Source organism: Agromyces sp. NPDC029043 (genome assembly GCF_055564615.1).
On sequence record NZ_JBVHVX010000013.1, the window covers coordinates 107023 to 118277 of the forward strand.

An 11255-nucleotide genomic window follows, 5' to 3' on the forward strand; every position below is an offset into this window, starting at 1 on the left:
ACGTGCCCGACCCAGGGCACACGACCCCGACGAGGAGACCTCCGATGCACACCATGATCTTTGTGAACCTGCCCGTGGCGAACGTCGCCCGTTCGCGTGCGTTCTTCACCGAACTCGGCTACTCCGTCAACGAACAGTTCTCCGACGAGCGTGCGGTGTCGCTGCAACTGGGTGAGAACATCGTCGCGATGCTGCTCCAGCGCGACTTCTTCGACTCATTCCACCCGGTCGAGACTGCCGACGCCACGACCACGAAGGAGTGCGTCATCTGCCTCGACGCCGGCAACCGCGAGAGCGTCGACGATCTCGTCGACCGGGCCATCGCCGCTGGCGCGAGCGCCGGGGACACCGAGGACCACGGCTTCATGTACGGCCGCAGCTACAACGACCTCGACGGACACGCTTGGCAGATCATGTGGATGGACCCGGCGTCTGTGACGGCGGGCGCCGAACAGACCGCAGCGCAGGGTTGAGGAGAGGTTCGCCCCGAGGTCCTCGCACCGAACGAACAGCGCGGGCGAGGGTTGTGAGTATGGAGTGTGACCGGCGGCAATACCGCAAACCGGTACGGAGCCGATGACGGGAATCGAACCCGCGTATTCAGCTTGGGAAGCTGATGTTCTGCCATTGAACTACATCGGCGTGCGAAGCGAGCCCCGCGTCCGAAAGCCTAGCAAACCAGGGTGTTCGGGTGGTGATGGCCTGCGGCCATATGGTCGACGCGGAAAAATATACCGATCGGTTTGTAAAAACCTACCGGTCGGTCTATTCTCGTCGGCATGAGTCCCGTGGAACCATCGACTGCCAAAGGTGCGGCCACCCGTGCTCATCTTCTCGAGGTCGCCGCGGGGCTCTTCGCGGAAAAAGGTTATAGCGCAACCAGTTTCGCCGAGCTGATCAACGCCTCGGGGCTCACCAAGGGTGCGTTCTACTTCTACTTCAAGTCCAAGGCGGACCTCGCGCTCGCCGTGATCGATGATCAGGAGGCGCGCTGGGTCAGCTACGTGCAGGAGCGTGTGATGGCCCATCCGACGCCGGCAGCTCAGTTGGCCGACGTCCTACCCGCCATGCTCGATCTGCTCGCCCGCGAACCCGCGGCATGGAGCATGATCCGACTCGCCCGTGAACTCGGCGGCGATCCGACACTTGGTCGCGACGTGGTGAAACCCGTTGCGTCGTGGATCGAGTTGCTCGCCGGCATCATCCGCGCCGGCCAGGAGGCCGGCGAGTTGCGCCCCGATCTCGATCCCGACGAGGTCGCCGCCGTCCTGGTCGGCGCCTTCGACGGCATCAAAACCCTCGTCGACGCCACCGCCACCACACCTGAGAACCGCACGTCTCTGCTCGAACAACATACCCGCACATTCGGGGACGTGGCTGTTCCCGGTCTCCTCGCCAACCAAAAGGATTGAGAACCATGAACTTTCGCAACAAGACCGCACTGATCACCGGCGCCTCCGGCGGCATCGGCAAGGAGTTCGCGGTCACGGTCGCGTCCAAGGGTGCCGACGTCATCCTTGTCGCCCGCAGCGCGGACAAGCTCGCGGCGCTCGCCGACGAACTGCACAGCAAGCACAAGGTCCGGGCCGAGGTGATCACCGCCGACCTGTCAGTACCCGGCGCCGCCGATCACGTCGTCGCGGGCGTCGATGACCTCGGTCTCACCGTGGACGTGCTGATCAACAACGCCGGATTCGGTACCTACGGCGACCTCGTCGACGCCGACCCGGCTCGCATCCGCGAGGAGGTCGCCCTCAACGTCGGCGCACTCACCGACCTCACCACCATCTACCTGCAGACGATGGCAGCACAGGGCAGCGGCGTCATCGTGAACGTGGCCAGCACCGCGGCATTCCAGCCGGTGCCGCACATGGCCGTCTACGCGGCCACCAAGGCCTACGTTCTCTCGCTGTCCGAGGCGCTGTGGTGGGAGGGCAAGCGGAAGGGCGTCAAGGTCCTCGCCCTCTGCCCGGGCGCCACGGACACCGAGTTCTTCACCGTCGCAGGCTCCGACGACGCCGCGGTGGGAGGTCGGCGATCGACGAAGCAGGTCGTCGAGACCGCACTGAAAGCACTCGATGCCGGTAAGCCGAGCGTCGTCGACGGTCTGCAGAATCGTGTGTCGGCCGTGTCGTCGCGGTTCGCCCCTCGACGCGTCGTCGTCGCCATCGCGGAACGGGCCGTGCGGTCGAGCAAGTAGCAGTACCCTGACCGGCACCAACCCGCAGCAGGAGGTGCCAGGGCTATGCGTACTCGATGGGGAATGTTGGCCGCGGCGTCGGCAGTGGTGATGGTCGCGGGCTGCAGCACGGACTCCGGCACCTCTCCGTCGACCAGCCCGTACGAGTCCAGCGCGGCGTCGAGCGTCTCGGCAGTCACCGTCACGGTCACGGCATCACCGTCGGCTGCGCCGACCGTGGCAGCGGTCAGCGCGGGCGCCGAGTGCGGTCCGATCGGGGCAACAGGAGTGTTCGCCGACGGCTCCATTGCCTACTGTTCACGCCTTGAGGGCACCGACGGCGCGGTGTGGTCCAGCGTCCAGGGAGTGGCGCCCAATCCGAACCTCACCCAGACCGCACCTGCCGGGCCGTCGCTGGGCGACCCGTGCATCGGTGCCGATATCGGCCGCACCGCCACCGACGCGAACGGCAACTCGATCATCTGCACCAACTACCAGTGGCAGCTCAACGTCGGGCAGACGCCGCAGCACCGCTGGGCCGACGATCAGCGGGCCTGGTCGGAGTGCATCAAGGTCAAAACCGTCGAGCAGTGCCGCGCGGAACTCAATCAGGGCGGCTGACCGCAACTACCCGGGTACGAGGCGGGCCACGTCCGATAACCTCGGGAACGTGCTGCTTTCTGACCGCGACATCCGTGCCGAGATCTCCGGGGGCCGTCTGGCGCTCGAACCCTTCGACGAGGCGCTGGTCCAACCGTCCAGCATCGACGTCCGGCTCGACAGCCTGTTCCGCGTCTTCAACAACACCCGCTACACCCACATCGACCCGGCCGAGCGCCAGGACGAGCTCACCACGCTCGTCGAGCCCGACGCCGGGGAGCCGTTTGTGCTGCATCCGGGCGAATTCGTCCTCGGTTCGACGCTGGAGGTGTGCACTCTTCCCGACGACCTCGCCGGCCGCCTCGAGGGCAAATCTTCCCTGGGCCGCCTCGGGCTCCTGACACATTCGACGGCGGGCTTCATCGATCCGGGCTTTTCCGGGCACATCACCTTGGAGCTCTCCAACGTCGCGAACCTGCCCATCACGCTGTGGCCGGGGATGAAGATCGGTCAGCTGTGTCTGATCCGCCTGTCCAGCCCCGCCGAGCACCCGTACGGCAGCACCTCCGTCGGCTCCAAGTACCAGGGCCAGCGCGGCCCCACCCCGTCGAAGGCATACCTCAACTTCGCCGACGGCTCGCACCGCACCGGCGTGCGCACCCCGCACCGCGGCAGCGATTAGTGCCGTAGATCTGTACCGGTATCCGGTCCGGATCTACGGCAGTACACCAGCCCATTCACCGCAGTTCACTCTGCCCGATGAGAGTTCACCCGCACTCCGACGACCCGCAACGTCGACGTCGCTCCGGAGCCGCGAACGGCCCGTACCCACAGAGGTATGAAGCTGACAGTCATCGGATGCGGATACCTCGGAGCCACCCACGCGGCGTGCATGGCCGAACTCGGTCATGACGTGCTCGCCGTCGACATCGACGCCGCACGGATCGCCAAGCTGTCTGCCGGTGAGGTGCCGTTCTTCGAACCCGGACTCGCAGATGTGCTGCGCCGCAACATCACCGCCGGCCGTCTGCGCTTCACCACCGACATCGCCAAGGTCGCCGAGTTCGGCTCCATCCACTTCCTCGCCGTCGGCACACCGCAGCAGGCGCGGGGTCACGCCGCGGACATGACACACGTCGAGCGGGCGGTGGACACCCTGGTGCCGCTGCTGCGCGGCGAGCATCTCATCATCGGCAAGTCGACGGTGCCCGTCGGCACGTCGATCGCTCTCACCCAACGGATCTCGGTCCTCGCCGCATCGGACGCGCAGATCGAACTGGCCTGGAGCCCGGAGTTCCTGCGTGAGGGATTCGCCGTCGAGGACACCCTGCGTCCCGACCGCCTCGTCGTCGGCACCGACCCCGGACTCCCCAGCGCCGCCCCCGACGTCATCGCCGAGATCTACCGCGAGACCATCGAGGCCGGCACCCCGTTCATCGCCACCGACTGGGCCACCGCCGAACTCGTCAAGGCCTCCGCCAATGCCTTCCTCGCCACCAAGATCTCGTTCATCAACGCGGTCAGTGAACTCTGCGAAGCGGTCGACGCCGACGTCACCACCCTCGCCGACGCGATCGGCCACGACGCCCGCATCGGACGCCGATTCCTCAACGCGGGCATCGGATTCGGCGGTGGCTGCCTCCCCAAGGACATCCGGGCCTTCGTTGCCCGTGCGGAGGAGCTCGGTGCAGGCTCGGCCCTCGGCTTCCTCCGTGAGGTCGACGCCATCAACATGCGACGTCGTGTCGTCATGACCGATCTGGTGGCGCAGATGTGCGGCGGCGAGGTACTCGGTCGTAACATCGCCGTGCTGGGTGCGGCATTCAAACCCGAGAGCGACGACGTGCGCGACTCGCCCGCCCTCAATGTCGCGGGGCAGCTCGCTCTGCGGGGTGCCGCAGTCAGTGTCTTCGACCCGAAGGCCATGCCCAACGCCCGCCGCCTCTACCCGACGCTCACCTACGCCGAGGACGTCCAAAGTGCTTGCCGCGACGCCGATGTCGTGGTCGTGGGCACCGAGTGGGCCGAGTTCGTCCACATGTCACCGGCCGAGCTCGCGCCGATGGTGCGCGCGCAGGTCATCGTCGACGGCCGCCGGTGCCTGGACGCGGACAGCTGGCGTGCGGCCGGGTGGGAGTACCGCGCGATCGGCGGAGCCAACCGCGGACGCACCGATTCGACGACCCGACGCCTCGCCGGCGTGCCGAATCACCTCACCGTGGTCGGTACGCCTCGCCGCTGACTAGTCGTCGGTCGAGACCGGTTCGGGTGCAACAGAATCCGCCTCCGGTGACGCAACGGTCTCACCGGACCTCCGCACCCCGAGATAGTCTCTGAGCTGTCGCGCGAGATCTCGATCCAGAGCCCGGTCGAGTGCGTTGTGCGCGGATACCGTTCCCGCGCGCCGCATCTCGGTGAGCAGGGCCGCCGTCCAGTCGGATTCCTCGCGGGTATGGGGGAGCCATCCGTCGCCGTGATCATCGGTGATGGCGTGGCGTCCGGCGGAGATCACGACGGCGGCGGCACTCGCCATCGCCTCATCGAGCCGCTCCTGCACATCGAGAATCCCGCTCAACGCCAACCCCATTCGCGTCAGCCGACCATAGGCGGTGACGGTTTCGGAATCGAGGATGGTGTACCGCTCCGGCGGTGCGCCCGGGGCGTCGTCGGCGCGGATCGGTTCGATGAGGCCGTACTCGGCGAGCCGCTCGAAATGGGTGGGGTTGCGGGTGTTGAGCAACTCCCGCAGATCGTCGGCACTCATCGTCGTCGACGTCGCCCGCGACCACCGTTCCGAGACGATCTCCTGGATGCCGAGCACTTCGGCAAGGTCCTCGCCGCGCTGCAGGCCGGTGATGAAGTCGCTGATGTGGCGGATCGTAAATCCGCGCCGCAGCAGATCGTTGATGACCTTGAGCCGGGCCAGATGGACATCGGTGTAGATCGCGATCCGGCCGCGGCGAGTCGGACGGGGGAGTAAGCCGCGATCCTGATAGCCGCGCACATTGCGGGTCGTCGTCCCCGCGGCACGCGCCAGGTCATCGATGCGGTACTCGGTCACCGCCACATTGTCCCAGATGGTGTCTCGCATCCGGGCAGCACCGGGTAAGTCGCCTACAGGTCCAGGGTCAGCGGCCCGTTGCCGCGGGAGACGCAGGTCAGGAACGTTCCGGACTCTCGCTCGGGCTCGGTGAGGATGCCGTCGCGGTGATCCACCTCGCCGGCGAGCACCCGCACCTTGCACGTCCCACAGAAACCCTGCTGACACGAGTACGGCACCGCCGGCACCACCCGGCGGACCGACGCCAGCACCGACTCGTCGGCCGCCACCTCCACGTCGACGCCGCTGCGTGCGAGCGTCACGGTGAACGGCGCACCGTTCTCCACCGGCGGCGGGCTGAAGCGTTCGTAGTGCAGTTCGATGTCGGGGCGGTTGCCGAGATGCCCCCGCAGACGTTCCAGCATCGGGACCGGACCACAGCAGTACACCGCCATCGTCGACGGCGCCGTACCGGTCTCCGGGTCGATACCGGTCAGGTCATCCATCGTCGGCAGGCCGTGCTCATCGTCGGTGCGGATGGTGATCTTGTCGCCGAAGCGCGCCACCTCGTCGAGGAACGGGATGGAGTCGCGGGAGCGTCCGAGGTAGATCATCGACCAGTCCAGGCCGAAGCGGTCGGCAGCGGCCAGCATCGGCAGGATCGGCGTGATGCCGATGCCGGCGGCGATGAACCGTACCGACCGCGCCGGTGAACCGTGGCCCGGAACAGCGAGCGGAAAAGCGTTGCGCGGCCCCTTGATCCGGATCTGATCGCCGACGGCGAGCTCGTCGTGCACCTCGACGGAGCCGCCGCCTCCGTCGGGGATGCGCCGCACCGCAATGCGATAGGTGTGCCGGTCGGCGGGATCGCCGCACAGCGAGTACTCGCGCATCCGCCCGGACCGCAAGAGCAGATCCAGGTGTGCACCGGCATGCCAGCGCGCAAGCATACCGCCGTCGGGGGCGGCGAACGTCAGCGCGACGACGTTCTCGTCCTCGGCGACCACCTCGCGACCGATGATCCGCACGGTGCTGACCCCGTCGTCGGATGTGGTGGGGTGCAACGGCGCCAGCGGACGCCAGAACGGGAACCATGCCTTGAGGACGCCGGTGCCCACCGTGAGGATCGGGTCGTGGCGCCACCGTCCGTAGAGGTGCGGCGGCGGTGAGGTGAGCGCCGTCGTGTGCGGATGCGCGTGCTGATTCATGGATCCCTCGTGCCGTCGACGGTGGGTCAGCCGGCGTTGCGGGCGGCAGGCGAGGACGACAGATATGCCACCGCCTGTGCAGTGCTGCCGATCTCGTCGGGATGGAAGCCCGGTCGGAAGTAGGAGAAGGTGGACAGCACCACCCGCCACAGCGGCGGAAGCACCCCGGCGCGAACCGCCCGGAAGTACTGTCGACGACGCTGGAAGTAGTTGGCGTGCAGCGTCCTGTCCTGTTTCACGATGAATCGGAAGCCCCGGAAGATCAGGAACAGGAGCACAGGTAACACGATGACCATCGCGCGTCCCCGTCGTAGGTAACTGTCACCGAAATAGGCGGCGACATCGTGGGCTACCGCGCGATGCTCGACCTCTTCGGCGCCGTGCCACATGAAGAGGTCGGCCATGGTGCGGTCGGCGTCGTTCTCGAGCCAGGTGTTGTTCAGGGCGAAATCGCCCAGGATCGCGGTGTAGTGCTCGAGCGCGGCGATCAGCCACAACCGCTCGATGAGGTGCTTCTGCTGAGCCGCGGGCGTCCCGGTGTGCATGGGGCCCAGGACCTTTCGGAAGATCCATTCCATCTGCAGCTGGTAGGGCTTCGGGTCGATGCCGTGTGCGTCGAGCCACTCCCACAGCACGTGATCGTGGGCCTCGGCGTGCATCGCCTCCTGTCCGATGAATCCGCGCATCGCGGCCGCGAGCTTCTCGTCCTTCACCAGCGGCAACGCCTCGTTATAGGTTTGGACGAACCAGCGTTCTCCCTCGGGCAGAAGGAGGTTCAGGACGCTGATGAAGTCGGACGCGACCGGGTGGTTCGGAATCCAGTGCAGGGGAGTCCGGGCCCAGTCGAACTCCACGTTGCGGGCATGCAACTCGACGGGGCCGGGGTCGGCGTCGTCGTCGATTCGATATGCGTTGGCGCTCATGGTGACTCCTATCCGGCGACTTTCTGGCGTGCGGCGATCCGTGACATCCACGGGGCAAAACGGTAGACGCGATATCCCAGCTTGGCCTCGGGCGTCACGGGAACGACGGCGCGGTTGGCGTGGATCGACGCGACGATGTCGCGGGCGACCTTGTCCGGGGTGAAACCGCGCCGCTGATAGAAGCGGTCGAGCTTATCCCGTTGTGCCGCTTCGGTATCCGCATCCAGCCCAGCGATCGGGGTGCGCGAGATGATGTTGGTGTCCACGATGCCGGGGCAGATCGCTGTCACGCCGATCCGGTGCTCGGCGAACTCGGCCCGCAGTGACTCCGTGAACAGCAGGACACCCGCCTTCGACGCCGAGTAGACGCCCAGACCGCGCTGCGGGGTGAATGCGGCGGCCGATGCGATGTTCACGATGCGGCCGCCGATGCCGCGTTCCACCAGCTGCCGGCCGAAGACCCGGCTACCCGTGATCACGCCGCGCAGATTGACGTCGAGCAGTCGATCGACCTGATCGTCGGTGGCGTCCAACGCGCCTCCGCTCAAACCGATTCCGGCGTTGTTCACGACGATGTCCGGCACACCGTGCTCGGCACGGACCCGCTTGGCGAACTCGGTGAACGCCGCGGTGTCGGAGACGTCGAGATGGAAGACGTGCGCCTGCGCGCCCCGGGCGGTGGCCTCACGGGCCGTCTCCTGCGCGGCGGCATCGTCGACGTCGGCGAGGACGAGGTTGCATCCCTGCTCGGCCAGCGCGAAGGCGGTCTCCCGCCCGATGCCACTACTCGCGCCGGTGACGACTGCCAATTGTCCGGCGAGGCGTCCGGGATGCCCCAGGATTCTGGCGCCGGCGATGGCTGCGACCGGAACGTCGGTGACGTCATCGTGGGCGGTCGACTGTGCCGCGATGAACTCACCCGCGACATCGGCGAGGTACGCCGGATTCGTATACGGCAGCCAGTGCCCGGTGGAGGCGGTCCGCCGCCACAGACGCCGTGCGCGCGTGTGGGTTTCGTCGAAGATGGCCGGACGCAACGCGATATCGCGCTGGTTGATGACCTCGAGGACCGGCACCTCGGTGGAGCGCGGCCGCGGATTCGCGAGCTTGGCGCGGATATTCGCCCGGTAGAGCGCGAGTCCGGAGATCATGTCCGCGCGCAGGGTATCGGCCACCACCACGTTCGCGCGCGGTGTGCCCTCGACGCGATGGAGGAACTCGGCCCAGATACGGCTGCTTCCCACGGCGCCGAAGAACACCCGCGGTGCGATCGGCAGCTGGAAGAACACGGTGTACGCCGACGATCCCGCCTGCGAGAGTGCACGCGCCAGATTGCGCGGGGTGGGTCGTCGGAGGTGGGCGCGGGCCCACTCGCTCAGGTAATCCAGGTTGGGGCCCGAGACCGACACGAACGAGCCGATCCGACGATGCGCACCCGGGCGCGTGACCGCCTCCCAGGCCTGCACCGATCCCCAGTCGTGCGCGACGAGGTGGACGGGCGCATCGGGGGAGATGGCCTCGGCGACGGCGAACAGGTCGTCGGCCAGGACGCTCAGCCGGTAGTCCGAGTCGCTGCCGGGATGATCACTCGCGCCGAAGCCGCGGCAGTCATAGGCGAACACGCGGAACCGCTCGGCCAGTGTCGGTGCGATGTGCGTCCACAGGTGATGGGTGTCCGGCCAGCCGTGGATCAGCAGGACGACGGGACGACCATCGGTCGACGACGCGTCGTCGGATACCCCATCGTCGGGCGCACCGTCCTCGGTTGCCCCGTCGACAGCCTCGAAAACAGCGAGACGGACATCGCCGTTGCGGACTTCACTCCTGCGCCATGACACCACAATGCTCCCCTTCGAGCCGACCCCTGGTGCCGGTAGACGTTACCACCGGTTACAGGTAAGTGGTAGCGCGTCGAAGGGGAGGATTGCGATAGTGCAGGTTATTGCCGGTAGGACGAGAGGAAATTGCCGATCCGCTCGATGGCCTCGCCGAGATCCCGCGACCACGGCAGCGTGACGATCCGGAAGTGGTTGGTGTCCTCGAGATTGAATCCGGTGCCCTGGACCACGAGGATCTTCTCCTGCAGCAGCAGATCCTGGACGAACAACTCGTCGTTGTGGATCTCGTGGACCTCGGGATCGAGCTTCGGGAACGCGTACAGCGCGCCCATCGGCTTCACGCAGCTCACGCCCGGAATGGCATTGAGCTTCTCCCAGGTCACGTTGCGCTGCTCGAAGAGTCGGCCGCCGGGGGAGACCAGAGCGTCGATGCTCTGATATCCGCCGAGCGCGACCTGGATCGCGTGCTGGCCCGGGACATTGGCACACAGACGCGTCGACGCGAGGATGCCAAGGCCTTCGATGAAGCCCGCAGCGTGATCCTTGGGGCCGGTGATGACCATCCAGCCTGCCCGGTAGCCGCAGACGCGGTAGGCCTTCGACAGGCCGTTGAACGTGATGCACAGCAGGTCAGGGGCCAGGGACGCGACGCTGATGTGCTTGGCGTCGTCGTAGAGGATCTTGTCGTAAATCTCGTCGGCGAGGATCAGCAGCGAGTGCTCCCGCGCCAGCTCGACGAGTTGCTCGAGAACCTCGCGCGAGTACACCGCACCCGTCGGATTGTTCGGGTTGATGATCACGATCGCCTTGGTCCGCGGCGTGATCTTGCTGGCGATGTCCTCGATATCGGGGTTCCAGCCGTTGTCCTCGTCGCACTTGTAGTGCACCGAGCGGCCACCGGAGAGGGCCGTCATGGCCGTCCACAGCGGGTAATCCGGTGCGGGGATGAGGACTTCATCGCCGTCGTTCAGCAACGCCTGCATCGTCATCGTGATGAGTTCGGAGACCCCGTTGCCCAGGATCACGTCGTCGACGTCGAAGAAGGGGAAATCGGGGATGAGCTCGTAGCGGGTCACCACGGAGCGTCGTGCCGAGAGCACACCCGCCGACTCGGAGTACCCCTGTGAATAGGGCAGCGCGTGGATCATGTCGCGCATGATGACGTCCGGCGCCTCGAAACCGAACAGGGCCGGATTGCCGATGTTCAGCTTCATGATCCGGTGGCCCTCGGCCTCCAATCGCGCCGCGTGTGCGTGCACCGGTCCACGGATCTCGTAGCACACGTTCTGCAGCTTCTGCGACTGCTCGAGTGGCTTGAGGTTCTGATTGCGGTGGGTTACATGCGGTCTACTCACGAGTTCAATTGTGACAGCCCAGGGCAAACGGGTTTTTCGCGGCGCCGCCCCGGCCGCCCCCACGCCCCACAAACGCATCGAGCGCGCCCCGGATGGGACGCGCTCGATACGA

At 66.6% G+C, this 11255-nt stretch carries 11 protein-coding genes and 1 tRNA gene; 6 read left to right on the plus strand and 6 right to left on the minus strand.

Annotated features, from left to right (window positions below; translation table 11 throughout):
- Window positions 1–44 precede the first annotated feature (44 nt).
- Entirely contained in the window at window positions 45–473 is a 429-nt protein-coding gene (locus ACZ4TW_RS16085; protein WP_465544170.1) for a VOC family protein, read from the plus strand.
- Window positions 474–571: 98 nt separating this feature from the next.
- On the opposite strand, the gene ACZ4TW_RS16090 is transcribed toward ACZ4TW_RS16085, so the two are convergent.
- Window positions 572–642: transfer RNA gene (locus ACZ4TW_RS16090), tRNA-Gly, on the minus strand.
- 137 nt (window positions 643–779) lie between these two features.
- Here ACZ4TW_RS16090 and ACZ4TW_RS16095 point away from each other — a divergent pair.
- From ACZ4TW_RS16095 to ACZ4TW_RS16115, 5 genes are all read left to right on the plus strand, one after another.
- The gene (locus ACZ4TW_RS16095) at window positions 780–1412 is read left to right on the plus strand and encodes a TetR family transcriptional regulator (RefSeq protein WP_465544172.1); all 633 of its coding nucleotides are present in this window, start codon (window positions 780–782) and stop codon (window positions 1410–1412) included.
- A 5-nt stretch (window positions 1413–1417) separates the two neighbouring features.
- Window positions 1418–2200, plus strand: a complete 783-nt coding sequence (locus ACZ4TW_RS16100; RefSeq protein ID WP_465544174.1) for an SDR family NAD(P)-dependent oxidoreductase — start codon at window positions 1418–1420, stop codon at window positions 2198–2200.
- Window positions 2201–2284: 84 nt separating this feature from the next.
- Window positions 2285–2800 carry a hypothetical protein gene (locus ACZ4TW_RS16105; RefSeq protein ID WP_465544176.1) on the plus strand — a complete coding sequence of 172 codons (516 nt, stop codon included), beginning with the start codon at window positions 2285–2287 and terminating at the stop codon, window positions 2798–2800.
- A gap of 49 nt (window positions 2801–2849) precedes the next feature.
- On the plus strand, window positions 2850–3461 hold the full coding sequence (gene dcd, locus ACZ4TW_RS16110) for a dCTP deaminase (RefSeq protein ID WP_465544179.1): 612 nt from the start codon (window positions 2850–2852) through the stop codon (window positions 3459–3461).
- 156 nt (window positions 3462–3617) lie between these two features.
- Entirely contained in the window at window positions 3618–5021 is a 1404-nt protein-coding gene (locus tag ACZ4TW_RS16115; RefSeq protein ID WP_465544181.1) for a UDP-glucose dehydrogenase family protein, read from the plus strand.
- Here the strand turns inward: ACZ4TW_RS16115 and ACZ4TW_RS16120 are convergent, their stop codons facing one another.
- The 5 genes from ACZ4TW_RS16120 to ACZ4TW_RS16140 all read right to left on the minus strand — a co-directional run bounded on the left by ACZ4TW_RS16120 (window position 5022) and on the right by ACZ4TW_RS16140 (window position 11143).
- The gene (locus ACZ4TW_RS16120; protein WP_465544183.1) at window positions 5022–5840 is read right to left on the minus strand and encodes a MerR family transcriptional regulator; all 819 of its coding nucleotides are present in this window, start codon (window positions 5838–5840) and stop codon (window positions 5022–5024) included.
- A 53-nt stretch (window positions 5841–5893) separates the two neighbouring features.
- A complete protein-coding gene (locus tag ACZ4TW_RS16125; protein ID WP_465544185.1) occupies window positions 5894–7027 on the minus strand; it encodes a PDR/VanB family oxidoreductase in 1134 nt (377 codons plus the stop codon).
- 26 nt (window positions 7028–7053) lie between these two features.
- Entirely contained in the window at window positions 7054–7950 is an 897-nt protein-coding gene (locus ACZ4TW_RS16130) for a metal-dependent hydrolase (RefSeq protein ID WP_465544188.1), read from the minus strand.
- 8 nt (window positions 7951–7958) lie between these two features.
- Window positions 7959–9788: an SDR family oxidoreductase gene (locus ACZ4TW_RS16135; protein WP_465544190.1), complete on the minus strand. Its 1830-nt coding sequence runs from the start codon at window positions 9786–9788 to the stop codon at window positions 7959–7961.
- Window positions 9789–9889: 101 nt separating this feature from the next.
- Window positions 9890–11143 carry a pyridoxal phosphate-dependent aminotransferase gene (locus tag ACZ4TW_RS16140; protein WP_465544192.1) on the minus strand — a complete coding sequence of 418 codons (1254 nt, stop codon included), beginning with the start codon at window positions 11141–11143 and terminating at the stop codon, window positions 9890–9892.
- Between the last annotated feature and the right edge of the window lie 112 nt (window positions 11144–11255).